Source organism: Mesorhizobium sp. WSM2561, assembly GCF_000513915.1.
In the GTDB taxonomy this organism is placed as follows: domain Bacteria; phylum Pseudomonadota; class Alphaproteobacteria; order Rhizobiales; family Rhizobiaceae; genus Mesorhizobium; species Mesorhizobium muleiense.
The window spans coordinates 23,459-43,368 of the sequence record NZ_AZUX01000033.1 but is presented as its reverse complement, the minus strand read 5'-3'; the positions used below and the strand labels follow the sequence as shown (position 1 = coordinate 43,368).

General features: G+C 60.1%; 13 protein-coding genes and 2 pseudogenes. 4 read left to right on the top strand and 11 right to left on the bottom strand.

Features of this window, described 5'->3' with window-relative positions; translation table 11 throughout:
- Window positions 1-387: 387 nt before the first annotated feature.
- The 3 genes from M727_RS37280 to M727_RS0124710 all read right to left on the bottom strand — a co-directional run bounded on the left by M727_RS37280 (window position 388) and on the right by M727_RS0124710 (window position 4,575).
- Window positions 388-2,238, bottom strand: a complete 1,851-nt coding sequence (locus M727_RS37280) for an adenylate/guanylate cyclase domain-containing protein (RefSeq protein WP_051505710.1) — start codon at window positions 2,236-2,238, stop codon at window positions 388-390.
- A gap of 440 nt (window positions 2,239-2,678) precedes the next feature.
- On the bottom strand, window positions 2,679-3,239 hold the full coding sequence (locus tag M727_RS0124715) for a pyridoxamine 5'-phosphate oxidase family protein (protein WP_027154901.1): 561 nt from the start codon (window positions 3,237-3,239) through the stop codon (window positions 2,679-2,681).
- A gap of 46 nt (window positions 3,240-3,285) precedes the next feature.
- The gene (locus M727_RS0124710; protein WP_245268993.1) at window positions 3,286-4,575 is read right to left on the bottom strand and encodes an FAD-binding oxidoreductase; all 1,290 of its coding nucleotides are present in this window, start codon (window positions 4,573-4,575) and stop codon (window positions 3,286-3,288) included.
- A 161-nt stretch (window positions 4,576-4,736) separates the two neighbouring features.
- Here M727_RS0124710 and M727_RS0124705 point away from each other — a divergent pair, with 161 nt between their 5' ends.
- From M727_RS0124705 to M727_RS0124695, 3 genes and pseudogenes are all read left to right on the top strand, one after another.
- Complete coding sequence (locus tag M727_RS0124705) at window positions 4,737-5,528, top strand: helix-turn-helix domain-containing protein (RefSeq protein WP_348627182.1); 792 nt, start codon at window positions 4,737-4,739, stop codon at window positions 5,526-5,528.
- Window positions 5,529-5,939: 411 nt separating this feature from the next.
- Window positions 5,940-6,752, top strand: a complete 813-nt coding sequence (locus M727_RS37275) for a class I SAM-dependent methyltransferase (protein WP_051505709.1) — start codon at window positions 5,940-5,942, stop codon at window positions 6,750-6,752.
- 298 nt (window positions 6,753-7,050) lie between these two features.
- Window positions 7,051-8,133 (top strand): annotated as a pseudogene (locus M727_RS0124695) (transposase); the annotation flags it as partial.
- Between the two features lie 190 nt (window positions 8,134-8,323).
- On the opposite strand, the gene M727_RS39235 reads toward M727_RS0124695, so the two are convergent.
- From M727_RS39235 to M727_RS37250, 4 genes and pseudogenes are all read right to left on the bottom strand, one after another.
- Window positions 8,324-9,094, bottom strand: coding sequence for a murein L,D-transpeptidase catalytic domain family protein (locus M727_RS39235; protein ID WP_156941613.1), 771 nt, complete (start codon window positions 9,092-9,094; stop codon window positions 8,324-8,326).
- Between the two features lie 48 nt (window positions 9,095-9,142).
- A complete protein-coding gene (locus M727_RS42490) occupies window positions 9,143-10,591 on the bottom strand; it encodes a chitosanase (protein ID WP_198032689.1) in 1,449 nt (482 codons plus the stop codon).
- Window positions 10,592-10,642: 51 nt separating this feature from the next.
- Window positions 10,643-10,843, bottom strand: coding sequence for a hypothetical protein (locus tag M727_RS0124675; protein ID WP_027154897.1), 201 nt, complete (start codon window positions 10,841-10,843; stop codon window positions 10,643-10,645).
- A 348-nt stretch (window positions 10,844-11,191) separates the two neighbouring features.
- A pseudogene (locus M727_RS37250) lies at window positions 11,192-11,889 on the bottom strand (IS6 family transposase).
- A 78-nt stretch (window positions 11,890-11,967) separates the two neighbouring features.
- Here M727_RS37250 and M727_RS37245 point away from each other — a divergent pair.
- Window positions 11,968-12,534, top strand: coding sequence for a hypothetical protein (locus M727_RS37245; protein ID WP_051505707.1), 567 nt, complete (start codon window positions 11,968-11,970; stop codon window positions 12,532-12,534).
- 152 nt (window positions 12,535-12,686) lie between these two features.
- Here the strand turns inward: M727_RS37245 and M727_RS0124660 are convergent, their stop codons facing one another.
- The 4 genes from M727_RS0124660 to M727_RS39230 all read right to left on the bottom strand — a co-directional run bounded on the left by M727_RS0124660 (window position 12,687) and on the right by M727_RS39230 (window position 19,692).
- Entirely contained in the window at window positions 12,687-13,850 is a 1,164-nt protein-coding gene (locus M727_RS0124660) for a S8 family serine peptidase (protein WP_027154896.1), read from the bottom strand.
- A gap of 14 nt (window positions 13,851-13,864) precedes the next feature.
- Window positions 13,865-16,210, bottom strand: coding sequence for a CHAT domain-containing protein (locus tag M727_RS0124655; RefSeq protein ID WP_027154895.1), 2,346 nt, complete (start codon window positions 16,208-16,210; stop codon window positions 13,865-13,867).
- Window positions 16,211-16,221: 11 nt separating this feature from the next.
- A complete protein-coding gene (locus M727_RS42485) occupies window positions 16,222-17,439 on the bottom strand; it encodes a hypothetical protein (protein WP_198032688.1) in 1,218 nt (405 codons plus the stop codon).
- A 222-nt stretch (window positions 17,440-17,661) separates the two neighbouring features.
- Complete coding sequence (locus tag M727_RS39230) at window positions 17,662-19,692, bottom strand: N-acetylmuramoyl-L-alanine amidase (protein WP_245268995.1); 2,031 nt, start codon at window positions 19,690-19,692, stop codon at window positions 17,662-17,664.
- Window positions 19,693-19,910: the final 218 nt, after the last annotated feature.

Here is a 19,910-nt window from a genome sequence, read left to right as displayed (position 1 = left end):
AGCGGGGCTCCGGTGCCGAACTTCATCCGGTGCCGAACTTCAAATGTCTGGAATGGGGCCGACAGCGGACTGGCAGCTTTGGCCCTCGGATCTTCAATAGCTGACCTTCAAGTCGGTGCGAGTAACGTCGTGACGTGACCCTTTCGAGACCTTCCGGAGCCGAATTTTCTTCTGGGAAGCCGACATTGGCCGGAACCAGCATTCGTGACCCGTTCCAGAAGTTCGGGTGCGAGCGCACAATGACGCAAGGCGGCCCCTCTGCCGACCTTGCGCACCCAATATTCCTTGCGAAGGATGATCCCTTTGAGGGCAACCAGCGCTCATAACACAATTGCTTCAACGTAGCGACCCAGTCGGTCTTCTGCGGGGTCGCGCTCGGACAGCCGTTCACTCCGGCAAGCCCGCGAACCGCATGTGTCCGACCCAGCGCTCAAGGGCTCCGGGGGCGGTGTAATTCTTCTCCCACTGCTTGCGTTGTTTGCTGATGGAGTCGCCGGGCGAGTCTTTGAGGAAAACCGCAAGCGCTTCCTTTGCCTCCCGCTTGTTTCCCAGACAAGCGTGGATCCCCGCAAGCATTCGGTGTGCGCCGCTCGGGATTCTGGACATTTTCCGCATCGCCGTCAGCGCAGCCCGGCAATCGTTCTTTTCGTAGAGCGCCCAGCCCATGTCCCAGTGGAACCAGTCAGGGTGGAAAGGATCGATGCCCATAGCCTGCTTGATCCGATCGATAGCTTCGTCGGTGCGGCCAACATTCAGCAGCACGCCCGCACTGTTGACGAGGGTATCCGAATTGCTTGGGTTCAGGGCTATCGCCTGATCGTACCGGACAAGGGCCTGCTCCACCTCGCCGGCTTCCGCATGAATTCTGGCGCGGACATGATGCGCTTCAGCGTCATCAGGAGCGAGCAGGATGGCCTTGTCGGCGTATTCGGCGGCGCGCTTCAACGCCTCGTCAGGGTTATTTTCCTGCTTGTGCCAGAAAACCGCGTCATGGCGATAGGACCAGGCCAGCCCGATATAGCCGAACTGGGAGTCCGGATCCGCTTCGATCGCCTTGAGGCTGAACTGCCGTAGGAGCTCGTTCCCCGCGGCAGAGAAATCCTTGTCGGTCTCGGCAAACCCAATCAGGACATAGCGGAGCGCGCTGACCTGCGCGGCGTCGCTCCTTGGCAAGGGTCGCTCGATCCTGCGCCCGACCCTATCCGCAAGCGTGCGGATGATCTCCTCCTGGACGACGAAAAGATCGGCAATTTCGCGGTTGTAAGTGTTGGCCCAGACATGCGATCCGTCATGCGCATTCAGCAACTGGGCGGTCACTTTCAGCTGGTCTCCGATCTTCTGCTGGCTGCCTTCGAGGAGGTAGTCGACGCCGAGTTCATCTCCGATCTGCCTAGCGTCAACCGGGTGGCCGCGGTACCTGAAGCTCGAGTTCCGGGCGATGACGGCATAAGTCTTGCTCCGAGCAAGCTCGGTGATGATCCCCTCGGCGACGGCATCGCTGAGATATCCCTTGTCCGCGCCGGTACTGAAATCGTCGAAGGGAAGGACCGCAATCCTCGGCATGTCGCTCGAACGAACCGGAGCGGCCCGCCATATTTCCGCGCCGTAGTATACGCCGATCGCTGCCGCAACGAGAACGAGTGCAGCAAGAATGAAGCCGCGTCGCGAGAATCTTGTCTTGGCTCGTTCCGTGCCGGCTGCGGCGTGCAGCCACGGCGCGTCGGCGAAGAGGTTGACGTTGTAAACGCGGACCGGTCGATCAATGTTCTTCAGCGTCTGCTCGCCAGTGTCCTCGAAGGTCAGATCGAGCCGGTTGCCGATATGGTCTCGCACAGAGCCGGACACGGCGACGCCGCCGGGCCTGGCGATGCTCTCGATGCGCGCCGCGATGTTGACGCCATCGCCATAGATGTCGTTGTCCTCGAAGATGATGTCGCCGAGATGGATGCCGATGCGAAATTCGATGCGGTGGTCCTCCGGCACGTCGACGTTGCGCTGGCGCATCCTGCGCTGGATATCTGCGGCGCAGGCAACTGCATTCACCACGCTCGGGAATTCGACCAGCATACCGTCGCCGGTGACCTTGACAATGTGGCCCTGATGCTCGGCGATCTTGGCGTCCGCCATCTCGCGCCGGTGCGTCTTTAGCGCCGACAGCGTACCGGCCTCATCCAGCCCCATGAGGCGGCTGTAGCCAACCACGTCGGCGGCGAGGATCGCAGTGAGCCGGCGCTCCATGAGGGAAATCCGGGTTATTCAGAGGAGCCTAAAGTATCATATTCAGCGCTGCGTGCCATACGAAATCCCGCTGGCGCGCCGCCCCGAGCATCAGGAGTGGCTCGGAAACGGTTCGATAAACCGAACCTGCGCCTTTGCGGTACCCGTTTGGCGCTTTTTGGCAGGCGAGCCGCGCCTGCGCACCCCATGTCCGGAATTGGCGCGGCAAGCCGACGTTGGCGCAGCGATCTGTACAGGTCCGTAAATGGCGCAACCAAGGCGATCGGAGCACTCGGTTGGCCTCCATAGCCGTGACGCCTCCTACATCCCATGCGGGTGGAACTTTGCCGTATGGCGCGGCTGCTGGAACGGCCGCTTCGCGCCACGAAGCGGACATCAATCGGGGGAGACCGCGACGAGTCAACTCCGGCGCCCCTTCGTTCTTGCCGCAGGATTCGCAGTCACTGCGGTCGGTCGAAGACCTCAAGAGCGACCAGGCCATCGATGCTCCGCACATTGTGCTCGCGCTTGAACTTGACGATCTCCCGCTCGCCTTTCTTCTCGGCCCACCTCAGAAGCGTGTCCCGCGGTTTGACGAATTTGTAGAGGGGCACACCGAAGCCACAGGAATCCTGGATGCGCGTAAGACCGACGCGAATGATGGAGCGCACGCCGAGCTTGCGGCCGAAGCGCTTGTTGATCGCCGCGAAGTCTGGATTGTCGGGTTCCAACACCTCGCCCCGGCCGTAGAGGCGCAAAATGAACGGCGGCCCTTCGAAGGCGCAGAACATAATGGTGATCCGCCGGTTTTGCTTGACGTGAGCGATGGTCTCGGCGCCGCTTCCCGAGAAGTCCAAATAAGCGACGGTATGGGGATCAAGGATGGCGAAGGTATCCTGGCCCTTGGGCGACACGTTGACGTGGCCACCTTCCTCCAAGGGAGCAGTGGCAACGAAAAAGACATGCTGCCGTTCGATGAAGGCCTCGAGCCGATCGGTTATGTGTCCATAAAGCTTGCCCATCGCTGCCTCCGTCATTTGGCGCAACCATTCGCCAGAGTTCGGCCGATCATGGCCGCTCGGGCACAGGCGGAATGTTTTGGTTGAGACGGAACAGGTTGGTCGGGTCATATTTCCTCTTCAGCGCCATGAGCCGGAGATACTTGTCGGGACCGTAGGCGGCCCGCACCCGCTCCTGCCCCTCTGCGCCGAGGAAATTTACGTAGACGCCACCCGTCGATAGTGGATGCATTGCTTCCCAGAAGGTTCGGGCCCATGCGACATGACCTTCGGTGGTTTGCGGATCGGACCACACCGCATTGATATTCAAGGCGTGTTCGGCGTTGCGATCCTCGAAAGCTGTCGCTGAGCCATCAATTCGACGGATAGCGCCACCCAGGTGGAACAGGATGGTGTAGGACATCGGCGACGGCGCCTGCCAGGCGTGCCCAATCAGCGCGTCGATCTTCGCGTCGTCGAGCGGCCCGAGATAATCGGCTTTCCAGTAGTAGTGCAGACCATGGGGCACGCTCGCATCGAACATGCCCTGGTGGCTGGTGTACGGGGTCGCCCTGATCAAGTCGATGAGGGGCTCGCCGAAACGCCGCAGCGGCGCGAGAACGCGCTCTCCGTCATCGAGCGAACCCGCGTAACAGACGGCGATGATGACGACAGGGCGACCGTGGAGATGCGAGGGAAGGTACGGCGCCGGCGGCGCCTTTCGGAGATTGACGATCGTCGTCAAATCGTCCGGCGCAGTGGCGATGTAGTCGCGATAGATACGGAGCACTTCGGGCGCCCGTTCAGCGGCATGCAGCACCACGCCTGCGAGCACTTGTGGCCCGACCGGATGGAGACGATACTCGAAGCCGGTGACGATGCCGAAGTTGCCGCCTCCGCCTCTCAGCCCCCAAAGAAGATCGGTATTCTCGCGCTCGCTCGCGCGGCAGGATCCGCCGTCGGCGGTCACAACGTCGGCTGCAGCGAGGTTGTCACAGGTCAGTCCGTGCCTGCGCATCAGCCAGCCGATGCCGCCACCCAGTGTGAGTCCAGCGATCCCCGTATGCGTGACGATGCCGCCGGTGGTGGCAAGGCCGGACGCCTGCGTTGCGCTGTCGAAGTCGCCCCAGAGTAGTCCCGGCTCGGCACGCGCGCTTCGGCGCTCGGGATCGACTTCAATGCGCTTCATGCCGGAAAAGTCTATGACGAGCCCGTCATCACAGACCGCACTGCCCGCAACATTGTGCCCACCGCCGCGAACTGCGAGCGGCAGCCCCTCCGCGCGGGCGAAGTTCACGCAGGCGATGACATCGGCCGTTCCGGTGCAGCGAGCGATGAGGGCTGGACGGCGGTCGATCATGCCGTTCCAGATCCTGCGGGTCTCGTCATAGGCTTCATCGCCTGGCCGCAGCACTTCACCACGAATCCCTGCAGCGAAGGACGCAACGCCGCTACGATCCCGCAGCACTCCCGGCGCTAGACTTATATGAGTGTGGGTCATGGCTGGACTCCCGTCCCAATGTGGAAGGCGAGTGTCCGGTCTTCTCATGCCTCTTTCAAGTTCAATATCTGCACTGGCGTGCAGCCGAGCCGGTTGATATCCTCAAGACCATGAAGGGGTATGGACAGTTCTGCCCGATCGCTAAGGCGGCGGAGATCTTCGCCGAACGCTGGACCCCGCTAGTGCTGCGAGAGCTCCTCGCGGGCAGCACACACTTCAACGATTTGAGACGCGGCGTGCCGCTCATGTCTTCGTCGCTGCTGTCGCAACGCCTAAAGCGCCTCGAAACGGAGGGCGTGATCGAGCGATGCCCGTCGGAAACCGGCCATGGCTGCGAGTACCATCTGACGGCTGCTGGACGCGAACTCGAGCCGCTGGTCAGCACAATGGGGAACTGGGGCGCACGTTGGGTCCGCAGCCGGCTCGTGGCGGATGAACTCGATGTCGGTCTCCTCATGTGGGACATGCACCGCAGAGTCAGGCCCAACCAATTTCCAACACGGCGGGTGGTGGTTGAGTTCGAGTTCCGTGGTGTGGTCAAGGGCAGACGGCGTTGGTGGCTGATCAGCGAGGGCAACAAGGTCGACCTTTGCATGACCGATCCTGGCTATGAGGTGGATCTCCTTATTCTGACGGACCTACGCACGATGACCGCCGTCTGGACCGGCGATGCGAAGCTAGAGCAAGCGGTCGGATCGGGTCAGCTCGAAGTGCACGGATCGCGCCAACTCCGCGCCAAGCTTGGCTCGTGGTTCGGCCTGAGCCCATTTGCAGCGATCGACGATCAGCGAGTTCGGGTCGATACTGCCTGAGGCAGGCCTGACGTGATGCGCTTTACCCATCGAGCGCGGAACCACTTCCACATCACGAAGCTGGGATGCAGGAGATAAATGCTGGTAGGGGCGGCTTATCGAGGTCCGTCGATGTCCGCATTGGGCCAGAGTTGCCATAGAACTTTCTCGAACCAAGGTCCGAGAAGGGTCGACGCCAGTCGTACATCGAAGGTCCGCTGTCGAGGAACGTCTCGAATGCCGCGAATTGGCGCGTTCCGCTGGTTCAGACACCTGAGCCGCAGAACGGTCGAACTGAGCGTCGAAGGACTGGGTGGGGTGGGGAGCGGTCATCGAACATAGCGGCACCAACGACCCGGAATGTGTCATTAGCAGACAGTCGACGCAGCGTGATAAGCTCAAAGCAGGCACCGGAGCGTGGAGGCTATCTGGATGACAACGTCGTTTCGGGAGGCAGAACTCGCCGGCTGGTCCACCCGCTCAGCAAGCTACGATCAGCACCTATCTCCGATTACCAACCAGGTCATCGCGCCCATCATTGCAGCCTTGGGACCGCTGGACGGAAGGAGGGTGTTGGACGTGTGTTGCGGACCGGGCCACCTCGCTGGATCGCTTGCAGCCGAGGGAGCTGCCGTTGAGGGCGTTGATTTTGCAGCCTCCATGATAGCGAAAGCGGGAGCGAACTATCCGAGACTCACGTTCCAGGTGGGCGACGCCGAAGCGTTGCCCCACGCGAGCGACATATTCGATCATGTCGTATGCGCATTCGGGGTGATGCATCTCAGCCGCCCCGAGTCGGCCATTGCCGAAGCTTTTCGCGTGCTCCGCCCCAAGGGCCGATTTGTGTTTACGCAGTGGGGCAAGGACGACGAGGTGCTGAATATCGTACTATCGGCGATCGCCGATCACGGAACGCCAAGCCCAGATCTGCCGGATGCACCTCCGCCATTACGATTCAGTGATCCGCGCGAATGTCGTCGGGTGCTTGAAGCCAACGGCTTTACCGAAGTGCGTGACGATCTCATCGAAACGACATGGACGAGCGAGCGACCGAAAGCGCTGCTCGATCTCATTTATGGCGGCGCTGTGCGAGTTGCCATGGTGCTGGAAGCACAAGAGCCAGCTCGGCGCGCCCGGATTCATGACGCGATTCTCGGTGCCGCGAAAGCGCGTGTCTTCGACGGTACTGTTGTAATCCGAAGGCCCGTGGTGGTGGCTTCCGGTACCAAACCCTCGAGTACCTGACGTCTGAATTGGGTGAGAACGCGCCCTTTCTCACACCGGAGAGCCGTCCGCAAGGGTCGCGAGTTGTCGTTCCGGCTGAAAGCTCGCCCGTTCAATGGAGGTCAACACGCCGCTGACCACATGGATTAATGTAGCACAACGTCAGCGAGTAGAGCCCGCCAGATATTAGACCATGCTAAATGACGGCTGTGGGTCGACTCAAGCCGATGCGCGAAGGGCAGCTTTGAAGGAGCGCCCTGAAGGTCGTGTTATGGCGCATTGCTGCCATTCGCGACGCGAACAATGAAGCTCGCCGAAAGCGGCAGGGCTGTGCCGCGACCAGCTCGTCTGGACGCAGGATGCCTATATCCGCGAAGACACCTATAGGGCAGCGCTTGCCACCATCATCAATGCCCAGCATCGCCTACCGATTGCCGCAGTGTGGGGCGACGGCACGACGTCGAGCTCGGATGGGCAGTTTTTCCGAGGCGGAAAACGCGTTGCCGCAGGCGGCGACATCAACGCCCGCTATGGTGTCGACCCCAGATTCAGCTTCTACACCCATGTCTCCGATCAGCATGGACCCTATCACGTCAAGGTCATCTCGGCAGCGACGCACGAGGCGCCTTATGTTCTCGATGGCCTTCTCCATCACGGCAGCAATCTCTCAATTGTGGAACATTTTTCCGACACCGGCGGCGCGACCGATCATGTGTTCGCGCTCTGCGCCATGCTCGGCTTCCGCTTCTGCCCCAGATTGCGCGACTTTCCCGATCGCCGGCTGATCCCAATCGAACATCCCGCTGTCTATCCAACGATCGCGCCGCTTCTAGGCAAACGCATTCGTGCCGACGTCATCCGCCAACATTGGGACGAGGTGATGCGCCTGGTCGCGTCGCTGAAAGCCGGCCACGTCGCGCCGTCGGTGATGCTGAGGAAGCTCGCCGCCTATGAGCGCCAGAACCAGGTGGACATCGCCCTCCAGGAGATCGGCAAAATCGAGCGGACGCTGTTCATGCTCGATTGGCTGGAGAATCCGTCGCTCCGCCGCCGCTGCCAGGCCGGGCTGAACAAGAGCGAACAACGCCATGCGCTCACGCAGGCCATCTACACCTTCCGCCAGGGGCGGATCATCGATCGCAGCCATGAGGCCCAGCAATACCGGGCTTCCGGCTTGAACCTGGTCATCGCGGCGATCGTCTACTGGAATTCGACCTACATGGCCGATGCCGTTGCGCATCTCAGATCAGCCGGCGAAGCTGTTCCGGACGATCTTCTGGCCCATACCTCGCCCGTCGGGTGGGAGCACATCGCCTTCTCCGGCGACTTCCTTTGGGATCGAGCCGCAAAGGTGACTGGCAGAAAGTCGCTCAATCTGTCGACGAAACAACGCGCCGCATAATGGCGTCCAGGCTTCGTTTCCTCTTAACGTTGTTTAGCGTACTTTCAACGCGCGGCCCTCTATCTAGCACCGGCGGAGCGGGGGCCTTCCATCCCATCGATTTTGAGCAGCTCTTGTTCTGACCCCCAGGTACATGCCGGTGCAATTCGCAAGTGGCGTGGACGCTGTGAAGGAGCAGCGACTTACGGCGTTAGGCCTTCCACACGTTCAGCAACGAGCCCTGCTTCAGCGCGTCAATTACGTCGCGGGTGTAGCGGTGTTCCAAAGCAGGACAGCCAAGGCTACGTCCAATCTTCCCGTGCTGCTCGACAAATTCGGGCGAGACATAATTCGCGCCGTGGACGACGATGGCACGGTGGCGTGCGCGGTTGTTGGTGTCTTCCTGTCCGTCGAGCCGCATCGAATAGCCATTATCGCCCATGTAGGTTTCCGCGCACACATAGATGCCACGTGACGAGCAGCCCGAACCGTCTACATTTGAGAACCTGTCGAGCATGCCATTGTGGTCCTCATCCGAGCCGCTACCATGCGCGCACAGGTATCTGCCAATTTCGTCCTCGACTACGTCGAACAGGAACAGCCTGGGATTGCGAGAATGCAGCGCGAAATTGGCAATGGCCCAATAACGAGGTCGGCTGTTTGGCCTTTCTGTGTTCCGGAAGGCTATCAGTTGCTCCATTGGTACACCGAGCCCATGCTGCTCAGCCAGGGTGCGCAAGATCTCCTCATCGCCGGTTGATGCTGCTGTGGCGCGCGGTGCAAGTGTCGCTTCTTCAGCGATTTCAAGGTTTGGCCCCGCTACAGTTGCTGTTACGTCACCGGGGTCTGGTTGCTCCCTTGCCTTCGGCGAGTCCGTTCCAAGCTGCCCAAGGGCCTGCAGCAATTCGTTCGTCTGTTGGAGTGCCCGCGTTATGTCTTCCAAAGCCGAAGCGATCTCGGCCATCTCTGTCTTCTTACCCATATCCGTCACTCCACCGTCGTTTCTGCGGTCTTGCTCTTTCCTCCAAACCTAAGGCCATGAAGCGTGGATATGCGTATCGTGACCATTGTTCCCAGGTCCCAGCACCTGTGTAGCGCCGAGTGCAGCGCAACGAGAGCGGAATGCTTGCTGCTTGGGATGGCTCGCCCGAACGTGTTGTCCGTTGATGACGTTTACGTCGAACGCGACGCCCTTGTAGTGTTTAGAGTTGGGGCTGTGATTGGCACCGCAGATTTCAGAGACAGAGAAGGAGTATTCCTCCGCCAGGGTGAGCAGTGCTTGAAGCATTTTTGTGTCGAGTTGCACCGTGCCACCCGGAGCACTTCCGTAGTTGCTTCGCTTGGCTTTCCGGCCGGCCGCCGTGTCCATGATGTTGTCGCGCGCCATGGCATCATCCACTACGCCTGACACATGCACCGTCGCAAGCCTGATGCGCGGGTTGGCAAGGATGGCGCCTGCGGCCGCTGCGGCAGGACTGGCAAGTTCGACGTCAGCGCTGAGTTCGCGGAATACAGCGTCTGCCGTAGTCAGCGGCTCGGCCTCACACCACTCTTGGACAACATCCGACGCGTTTGCCGCGAACCCGGCTTGTCCTCCAATTGCCGCTGCGATCGCCAATCTCTCGGCACTCAGATCGCTGGCGTCAACCGCTACGCCGTTGGCCACGAATGGGACGCTGGCAAGGTCCCAGTTGCCGCGGGCGATTTCGCGTGCGAGATCCTTGGTCCGATAGTTGCTCGGGCGAACGTCCGGATTGCTATGATTGCTCAACCATTGATGCCGCACTTGGATGTATTCACCAATCCATACCTTCTCGTCGCCTCCCGCCGCAGGTGGGCGCTCGGCGAACCGCTGGCGGAGAAAGGACAGAATACCGCCGCTGTGGATAAACGAGTCGTATATGACGAGCGCCGAGAGAGCTTTCTGAAAGCCATTTTGGCTGGCCCATTTCATTGCCGGTTGAAAGTAGCGCCGGTCGAAGAACCGATCCTGAGTAGCGCGCATCATCGCGTCCTCATTGGCAGCCCGCTTCAGGAGGCGCTTGAAATCGGCGTTGTCTGTCAGCGGCGTACGGCCGATCAGATCGACATATGCGTCGAGGGATTCAGAGAATGTGCCCCCGGCGTCCACATACATCTGAACAAGTTCTCGCAAGTTGGAGTATTCGGTCGTCTGCGACCGGCCATAGGTAATTTGTCGGATACGGTTCGGCCCATCGTGAAAGATACTAACTGCGTCATACTTACCCCCGACGGTCCCGGTCTCGAAGACATTGATGACGCGCTCGCAAATCCTGCGCTGAGAGGCCGTCAAACCTAGAGCGCCGTCCGAAGCCGCGAAGTTTTCGGCACGAACCAACTCGTTGTCGGATCCCCCTAATCGCACAAGTTCGTTTACTGTGGACTGCAGGGCTCGTGTTGCAGCAACGAGAGCTTCAAGATTGACCGAAATTTCTGATGTCGGGCTCTGTGTCGGCATGCGATGATCCCCACCTTCCCATGAAGCACAAGTACGCTCAGGTTAAAGTTGCTAATCATTTGCACGATGCACCAGAATTATCTTCCATGCAATCGCGCTTGAAGAGATGAGAAGCAGCTCAATTGATGCGAATATATCACAAAGACAGGCGATCACATCGCAGACCTTGGGTTTGTCGACGACGTTGCCCAGAAGAAACTCCGCCGGACGCGACGCGTAGCCATGCAGGTCGCTTTGCGGACGTAACGGCATCTTTATTTCCGATGATGAGCGCACGAAGACCACAGATTGGCGCCGCGGCCGGGAAGTGCCGCACGGATGTGCGCCTGACGACCTCGCTGTCCGGGTTGGCGCCTACGACGCGCAGATGCAGGAAATCCTGCAGCGATGTCGTCGCGCCCGCCGGCCTGGCGGCGGCACCGAGGATCGCGTGGCCGCCGCCGACATGATCGACCGAGGACCCGCTCGCGGGACACAGCGTGAATGCGGCGCGTTGTTTTCGCCGCGCCATTCGTGCCAAGCGGCACGTGCCGCTTGGCAGATGGAGGGCGATGTCACGTTGTCTGCATATAAACGCGTTGAGACCTGCGGCCGCTGATGTCAGCTGACCACGGTCACGGCTTTCCATTCCGCCATGGCCTGCAGGCGGTGAATATGTGTGGCAAGAGCGGAGCGTTTTGAGCAGGGCGGGACGAAGAGATTGCGCAGAGCCGAGAAGATGGAAACGAAGCGTTGCAGTGCTCCTGGTGATCGGAAGCCTTGCATGGTCCGCTCCCGTTTTCGCAGCGGCACATGTGCATTCTCCGCCCGGTTGTTCAATCCCTTGTGCGACCGATGCTCGACGTCCGGCATCACCTGTCGCCTGCTCTATAGGAGCGCAGCTTGTCGGTGATCATGCGCTTCGGCGCGACGCCTCGCTTCTTCAACAGCCGCGTCAGCAAGCGCTTGGCCGCATTGGTGTTGCGGCGGTTCTGGACGATATCGTCGAGCACATAGCCATCCTGGTCGACGGCGCGCCACAACCAGTGTTTCCTGCCGGCGATGGTGATGACGACCTCGTCCAGGTGCCAGACATCGTTTCGGCTGGGCTGCTTGCGGCGCAAGCGGCGAGCGTAATCCGGCCCGAACTTGATGCCCCAACGGCGGATGGTCTCATACGAAACCACGATCCCGCGCTCCAGCAGCATTTCCTCGACCAGACGCAGGCTCAAGGGGAACCTGTAGTAGAGCCAGACTGCATGGGCGATGATCTGCGGCGGGAAACGATGGCGCTTGTAGCTGACGGTCGCGGTGTTCATGCCATCGGGTCTATGCCGCAAATCCCTGAACGGGAGTTAAGTTGATAACGCCCCATCAATCTCTCCGACACCACAAGCATGACCCTTGCCCAGAGCAGCATCGACTTCGTGCTGACGTCGCCGCCCTATTGTACCCGCATCGACTACACGGCCGCGACTCGTGTCGAACTGGCAGTGCTCGGTCCGCTCCTGAAAGTGAGGCCCCGGGAGCTTGGTCGGCAGATGATCGGCTCGGTGCAGGTGCCCAACGACGTTATAGAGATTAACGAAAGCTGGGGGCCGAGCTGTGCTTCATTTCTTGCCGCCCTCAAGCGACACCGGTCAAAGGCGTCGGCGGGCTACTACTATAAGACTCATCTCGATTATTTCGACAAGATGGCACGATCGCTGGACCGGGTCTCGAAGGCGCTCAAACCAGGTGGGCAAGCGGTGTTCGTAATCCACGATTCCTATTACAAGGACATCCACAACGATCTACCAACGATCCTTGAAGAAATGCGGACGCGGCAAGGCCTTTATCTCTCTGGAAGGCAGGATTTTCATCTGCGCTCGATGTCCGACATAAATCCCGGTCGCAAGACGTACATGCGGCCGCCCGGTGCAACAAAGTCTGTGCTCTGCTTCCTAAAACCGAGATTGTCTTGACTGGAATGGGCCACAGCATTTGCCTTAGCCGTTCCTACCGGCGCCCATCCTCCTTAAATCGTATCACGAACGCCTCTTCGACCGGGAGGTCGATGAACACCGGAGCCAAGCTCACCGAAAGACGGGTGCTACAATTCGGACACTCGCCGGAGTCAGGGCGCAACGACAAGGCCAAGTTCAACATCCTCCGGGTCATGTTGGGCCAAGGACGTCGTGACGGCAGACGCGAGCATACGGGTTGAGACAACTTCAGCGCTCACGCGCGTCGATGTGGTGCCGACCTGTTGCCACCACAGCGCCGCGACGCCGGCAACGTGGGGGCATGCCATGCTGGTGCCGCTCATCGATGCAAGCCCACCGCCCGGCGCCGCCGACAAAATGTCTTGGCCTGGTCCACAGACCTTTGCGCGAGCGTTTGAAAAATCAGAGATTTCGAGCTTCGTACCATCCTGTCTTACCGCGGCAACCGAGATGACGCCGGATGCCGAAGAAGGTAACGACGCGGATATCCGAAATCTTGGGTCTCGTTCGCGCTGGCTCTCATTGCCCGAGGCCGCGATGACCAGCGGGCCACGTCCGAAAGCCCGGCCAACTTCGAGGACCTTCATAATGGAGTCGAACATGCGCAGATTGTCCTTGAAGTGCTCCAGTCCGATCGATGTTGCGAGTTCAATCGGATAACCATCAGCTTCAAGGTCGCGAACCATGCCGGGAAAATCGAAGCCAAGCGACATCGAGATGATGTTGGCATCGTTGTTCACCGCCCATTCCATAGCCTGAAAAATCGCCACCGATTCCCCTGGCCCCTTGTCTGGAAAGACCTTCGCGATCAGGGCTTTCTTGATATTTTTGGCGATGCCAATTCTCGCGGTACCAACGTCCTTTCCGAAGATCGTTCCAGCGCAATGGGTGCCGTGTCCGTCGCGGTCGCCATCGCCGGACCCGCCGAAATCTTTCTCCTCGATATCGACCCCGGCAAAAGCAGCGTGGTCTCGATCGATGCCACTGTCGAGAACAGCGACAGTAACGCCGGAGCCGTCCATTTTGCTTTGGTCGGCCCCTACCGCTGAAATTCCCCAGCACGCCTTTGCGTCAGCTGCAGCGCGGAAAACGGGCTCGATAAGCTTGGTCGGCATGATCAGCCCGAAATCTTTTACTTTCGGATCACGCCGCAAGTCTCGGAGCTCGCCCTGTGACAGTTCAGCGGCATGGACCTTGACATCGCCGGCGGCCAGGGTGCTGCGCTTGGCGCCCGGCACGGATTCTTGGTAGCCCCTTGATTTGTCAACTTCGATGACTGCGTACCGACGGTTCATGAGGTTCCTCCTCCCTATTCCAGAACAAGCCGCTGTGTTGGATCGCCGTAGAATACATACGATGACCATGTCTGAACGGACGCAGGACCACTTTCTCTTGCGGCGGCTTGTGCCAGTCTGAGCGCTTCCGCGAAGGGTAGACCTTGCAACGGTGTGCGGCGGACAAGTCGCCACCAGAGACTGTACGAAGCCGGAAACAATTGGGCGTAGAAGTCCTTCGCGATTGAGGCCGCATAGGTGTCGTGGATCGGCCACTGTGCCCCTATGAAATAGGAAGCATTATTGAGAAATGCCGAGGCGAATCCGTAGACCTCTGCGCCTCGCTCCCAACGGGCTTCACGCGACGTTCCGCAGCCGTTGATGAAAGCGAAGAGGAGTTTCGGGTTTTCTGTCGAGCGAAGCGCTGTAGCGATATCCTCGGCGAGTATGCGATCTCCCAGGATCGGAAGATAGCTTTGCCCGGCTGCTCCGGGAAGAAACTGGGCATGCCCGGCGTAGTGGAAAATATGCGCCGAACACAGAGCATCGAGCACTTCCGTCTTGGCCGCGTCCGGTCTCACAATGGTCACTTCAGCGCCCCAGCTGCGTGCCGCTGAAGCGATTGATGAGATTTCAATTGCTGCCTGATCGAGAGCGGATGGGTGACCATCGCCGGACGGAGCGAACAGAACCACCTTCAACCGCGACGACTGAAGCGGTGGCGCCGCGGCAAATGAATCGCCGGATACCTGGCGACCGATCGCGTAGCGCAACAGGAGCTGTTCACCGCGACCATCGTCGGTCAGTTCGACCGGCAACCAGAGGAGAGACTTGGACAATACGAGACTGATGGAGCCGCCGCTGGTTTCGTTGGTGATAAACCTGATGCCGTCAGGAAGCGCTTCGCTGCCGAGCATATGCGACGCTTCCTTCATTAGCAGCTCAAACTCCTCAGACTCCGCAGCTAGCTCCTCTTCCGCCAACGCGGTCAGTTCTGGCAACACCATTTGTGGCGCGGCTTCCAGGCGCAAGGCGGGCACTTCGATCGCGAGCGTGATGGTGTTTTGAGCCGATGGGCTCGTCAGCTCATAGCGCACAACGGTTGCACTGACCTGCTGTACCTCCAGGACAAAACCGTTATCAGTCCGCAAGGTTGACCACTTGAGCCCCCCGAGCGATCGCAGCAAGAAGCCCGTCGGCCCGCGACGGGTGACGAGAAGGCCGACGATAGCAACTGTCGCCGCGAATACGGCCAAGAGAGAGTAGGGGTTCTGGTAGAACGGCAATTGAACCGCAAAGGTCGACGTAGACGGCGACCCGGCATTGAGAAAGCCGTCGGTAACAACACCGCTGATGCGATAGTCGGTCCAATCGGCCAGCCCGGTTAGGTCAACCCGATTCTTCGGGCCGCGCACGACGCGTTCTGCATTGGGTATGACCGGATCGTATATGATCGCTGTGGTCTTCAAGCTGGGAATACCGACGAGACCTGGGACGGAAAGGTGATAAGTCACAGTGTTTTGCGCAATCGTTTCGCCTTCCGGAAACCGCGCAAAACGTATTTGGGGCGCGGCTGTCGGAAGTTCGAGAAGGCTCAGCCTGCTTCCTGATGCCACCCAAAAGCTTCGTCCGGACGATGGAGCCACGGCTTCGATGCTGCCGGCAAGTCTCGGGTCCATATCTCGGAGGCTCGCCCATTGTCCTTCGACGGTTGCTCCTCGCCAAATGAAGAGCCCCTCGTCGGCGCCAGCAAGTAGGCCCAGCTGTGGATGTGAAACCAGTTGGCGGATGAGGTATGGCTGATCGCCCCGAGAGCGTGGACGATAACCCGTGTCAGCATAGGCGGTGCCAGTGCGTTTCAAAAACACAGTGCCGCCCCACCCACCGGATGCCGCGATGTCGGCACCGGGTATGAGCGGTGTTTCCGTGACCGCGCTGAAGTTATGTTTGCTGCCGAACGGGACTGGAGGAAACGGTCCGAATTCTTCCGTATTCGCCCCAATCACTTTGACGCTCAAGACGCCGGCGGCGATGAGCGTGTCGTCCTTGGTGAAGGCGATCGCGCCGACTGCACTGCCTCCGATGTCCTCCAAGAGCGTTGCCGATGTCTGCCATCCTCCATCGACGAGGCAGACAACCTCGTTCGACCAGACCAGGCCAACGCAGGCCTTGCCCGTTGCAGAAACAGCCAGCGCGGCCGGAGTGCGCGGAGTGACGTCAAGGGGGATTGGGAACGGCGCGACCTTAAGCGACCGGCCGCTGGCTTCGATCTTGAAAAGACCGTTCGCGTTTAGAACCCAAAGTTGTCCAGAAACATCTCGGGCGAGAAGTGCGCCGCGGTAATACGGTGAAACTGGGACTGTGATGTCCCGGGGCAGCAAGCTCGAGCGCGTCAGATTGCGTCGAACGAGCCAAACTTCGCCGCTCTGAAGGCCGACAACGGCATCTCCACTATCCGTAGCCACAACCGACGAGATACTCGATCGCTCCCCGGAGAACTCAAGGTCCTTCGCAATATCGACATAACGCCAAAGTCCCGTTGAGGCGCCGACCCAAACATTGGAATTGCCATCCTCGACAATGACACTGGCTCTCGTGGCACCCTTTGCTCGGGCTCCCATTTGCGCCAACCCTGAATATCATGGCGAAAGAGGCGGCTTGTGGAGAGCCACGATGTTCCGTCGCGCTGCATCATCCCCGACGAGCAATAGCCCGTGGCCAGCACGATTGGCGCAAGGCCTCGCTCCAGATCAAGGCCCAAACAGGCTGAGGTCGTTGCGATGACCACTTGACCAGGAGCGAACGACACAGCGTGGGCAAAGGACCGCGGTTCTAAGTCCAGGTCGAGTTCGCGCTCGGGTTTGCCCGTCGCCGTGTCTATTAGCGACACTGTTCCGCTATTGCTGACGCTTACGAGTTTGCCACCTGCAAAGCCAAGATATGAGGCCGACACTTCGACAGGAGTGATCTTTTCGCTGATACGAGCAGCTAAGGCGTTGAGTTCTTCGGTGCGTCGCGGAGCAAATGAACTGGAAGCAACGAAAAGGCGATTGTCGTCCGATTTCGCGAACGCCCATTCCGCTCGCGAGCAGGTTCCGACCGAGCGCGGGCACGCGCCAAAGACCGCTTCGATGACACCATTCTTCCAAAGCCAGAGGCTGTCGTTGATGGTGCCAACGAGAACCGTTTCATCTGCGAGCTCGACCAGCGAGTTCACATAGATGGGTTGCTCCAGCTCGGAGGACAGGAAGTTGGGCGCAGTTGCTTCGACCCCATCATATAAAGCGACTCCACCAGGTGTTCCGATCCACAGCCGGTCCTTTTTGTCGGAGACCAGTATGTGCGTAACATTCCTCTCCGGCAGCGGAATGGGGATGAACTGCCAGTTTCCGGTTATGTTTGCGGGCTCGACGACGGCAGGAAGAGGCTCGGGAAAGGACGGGTCTTGTGCGTTTCCAGAACCAAGGCAAAGCATGAGTACTGCCGAGACGGCGAACAGGCGTTGCAGAAACGCAGGCCTCGGCAACCAGCCCCTAGACAGTTGCCGATAAACTAGAACGCGGCCGCACACCGCTGCTCCCCATAATGCGTGATGTCGCATCTCCTTCACCGCTCTCGCTTTCCTGTGAAGTATCATCCGCGTCGGAAGTCTGTTTGGCCTCGGACTGCGGAAGCGCCACCCGCTGTACAACGTCAACCGTCGGCCTTCGTGGCGCATCGCATCGCCCCATGGCAACCATACATGGATCCCTGGGGTGAAAGGCGCGCGAGGATCGCGCGCCTTTCCTTTTCAGCGCTGGTGCCCGATATAGGGCGAACCGCCTCGATCGCATCAGATCACCCCGGCTTCGATGAGATAGGCGCATGCATCGCCATACCATTTGGCGGCCCTGTCGAGATGGTCGCCATAGGCCTTAATGCCCCACGGGCTGTGTGACGAAGGATATACGCCTCCCGTATTGTGCGCCGCTGCGACGAAGATCGGGTCGAGTCCGGTTCCCCCCGCTCCGCCCATTCGCACGCGGATGACGGCCGAACCGATATCGGTATTCAACGCGTAGTCGTAAAGTGGGTGCTTCGCCGGTGGCGACGATGGTTTTGCCTTTAATACCGGCGCGACATCGAACGGCTTGTAGTCGAGCCCGAATGCGTTGCCTTTGGATGTGATGATCCATCGCGTGGTGGTGCCGAGCGGCTGCATCGGGCCTGCCGAACAGTCCCCCTTCGTCGGCGGATTCAAGTCCGTGTTTTCCACGCCCGCCTCCCAGCGAAAAGTCTTGGGTCCTGTGAACTTGTGCTTTTTGTAGGCGTGCGTTTCGGTCGCTACTGTCATCATCAGCAAGGCCGGTGGTATCTTGTGCTTCTCGCTCGCCGCAAGGAGTTCCTTGCCCATCAGCGTCATCATCTGGCGCATGGTGTCGAGGTCGTCGTCCCACCGCTGCTCCGTCACCACCCCATTTTCGCGCGTCCAGACGCCGCGTTCGTCGTAGCTCCATTCGCGTGTTCCGTCGCCGAACGTATGCCAATCGGCCTTGTCCATCGGCGGGATGGCCGGCACGGCGAATGCCGCCGGCGGTGTCGAGACGGTATATGCCTCGGAAACCGCCGTGAGCGCGGCCACGTTCGCTGTCGCCGCGCCGTCCGGATCGAGGCGGATGCCCGTTTCGGCCAGGCCGAGCAAAAGCTGCGATGGGTTGCGCAGCTTGGCGGGCGGGGGATTTTTCTGCAGCCAAGAATAGTTCTTCGTGGTGCCCGGCACATAGGTCTCGAAATGCAGCATGTTCAGTTTGCCGACCCTGCCGATCTGCTGTCCCGCCTTCACGCTTGAACCTATCGACAGGCCCAACGCGCCAAGCGAATTGGGCAACACCTCGCCATAATTCACGACGTAGCCGTCATGTTTGACCAGCAGAGCGTTCGTGCCCTTATAAAATGCGTAGAAGTTTACAATCTTGCCGTCTTCCACCGCCACCACCGCGTCGCCTTGCGAGCAATAGAGGTCGATGGCGGCGTGATAGCGGGGTCCGGCGCTCCCCTGCCGATCGGCCATGAACTGGCGGGATGAATTGTTGCCCACCGCGCCGCCGCCGACGATCAGCGTATTGACTTCGAGCGCGCGCGGATGGCGGGTAACGACCGGCCAGTAGCGGACGGCGGCGGCGGAAGCGGCGAACGGAACCGGATTGTTCTGCGGAATGGGAAGCGCCTGAACCGCCGCTGCCTGGGCATCCGCGTGCTCGGCGAAATGCGCATCGATGGATCGCAGGACCTCCTCGCCGTCGTCTGCAGCTACTGCCATGGCGGCGACAGCCGCTGCCGGCCCAGGCGCGGGACGTGGTCCTCGGTGAAGATACTGGCCGACGAGATTGACGAACCCGGGCCACCGATTGCGGTCGGCGCGCAGCACGCTCGGACAGTTCTTGCCCGTCCAGTTGTAATGCTGAACCAGACCTCCCGGATAAGCCAGCCGCAGGTGCACAATCAGATAGGCGCAAAGTTCAGCGGCGCGGTCGTATGCCGCCGGCACGTTCATGTCCGAATTCATGCAGATCTCGATGCCGAGGCTGGTCGCGTTGCCTCGGCCTGCATGCCACCCGACCTCGTTCAGCGGCAGGTGCTGGTAGATGCTTCGATCGTCGACGGTGAAATGCCACGAGACCTCACGGGCCACCGCGTGGGGGCTGCGGATATAGCGATTGTGCGCTTCTGCACCGGCTCCACGATTGGGATTGTCGGTGTTGTGGATGGTCAGAGACGTTGGTACCAGACGAGTGCCCGGACGAGTGTGGAAGCGCGGCGGCAGAAGGTCGACAATGATGCCGAGTGGTGCAACGGTTAAGGCGGCCGCTGCAGACCGCGCCATCTCCAAGTCGGTCGCGGCGACAGGCCGGCCGGCGCCGGGCCAGTTCGTTCGGGCCGTTTTGGCATTTCCAGCCGTTCGGCCGGGGATTTCGTCTTTCTTCCTGGATCTCGGTGCGCGCGCCATGGTTGCCTTCCGTTGTGGTTAAAAAGCAGGGTGTCGGCGGCTGCGGCCGACCGTAAAACGGACAGAAAAAAATCGGCAGCATCTTGCGAAGGATG